Source organism: Clostridioides sp. ZZV14-6387 (assembly GCF_020657835.1).
GTDB classification, from domain to species: Bacteria; Bacillota; Clostridia; order Peptostreptococcales; family Peptostreptococcaceae; genus Clostridioides; species Clostridioides difficile_A.
Window position 1 is genome coordinate 1 of record NZ_JAGWCW010000081.1, and the last position, 519, is coordinate 519.

The 519-nt window shown below is 45.3% G+C and carries 3 tRNA genes and 1 rRNA gene; all 4 read right to left on the minus strand.

Annotation, left to right across the window (positions count from 1 at the left end):
• Positions 1-6 precede the first annotated feature (6 nt).
• The 4 genes from KGF38_RS19985 to rrf all read right to left on the minus strand — a co-directional run bounded on the left by KGF38_RS19985 (position 7) and on the right by rrf (position 365).
• Positions 7-82, minus strand: a tRNA-Val gene (locus KGF38_RS19985).
• Positions 83-87: 5 nt separating this feature from the next.
• Positions 88-162 (minus strand) — tRNA-Glu (locus KGF38_RS19990).
• A gap of 4 nt (positions 163-166) precedes the next feature.
• Positions 167-241, minus strand: a tRNA-Asn gene (locus KGF38_RS19995).
• 7 nt (positions 242-248) lie between these two features.
• Positions 249-365 (minus strand): 5S ribosomal RNA (gene rrf / locus KGF38_RS20000).
• Positions 366-519 lie beyond the last annotated feature (154 nt).

Sequence of the window (519 nt, forward strand, 5' to 3'; positions counted from 1 at the left end):
CGCAAATGGTGGGACCAACAGGGCTCGAACCTGTGACCCCCTGCTTGTAAGGCAGGTGCTCTCCCAGCTGAGCTATGATCCCACAAATGGTGACTCGTAGGGGAATTGAACCCCTGTTACCGCCGTGAAAGGGCGGTGTCTTAACCTCTTGACCAACGAGCCATATTGGCTCCAAGGGTGGGGCTCGAACCCACAGCCTACCGGTTAACAGCCGGTTGCTCCACCGTTGAGCTACCTTGGAATATCCAACGTGGCTATGTCCTACTCTCCCAGGCAGTTTCCCACCAAGTACCATCAGCGCTAGAGAACTTAACTTCTGTGTTCGGAATGGGAACAGGTGTATCTTCTCTGCTATTATAACCACATTTTTTCTTGTTGCTAGGACAAGTATAATATTAACATTTTTTGTTATTTTTGTCAATACTTTTTTCAAACTTTTTTCAGAGTTAACACTCTAAAAACTACACATATATTTTACTGAATGGACATCAAATAATTTGGTCAAGTCCTCGACCTATT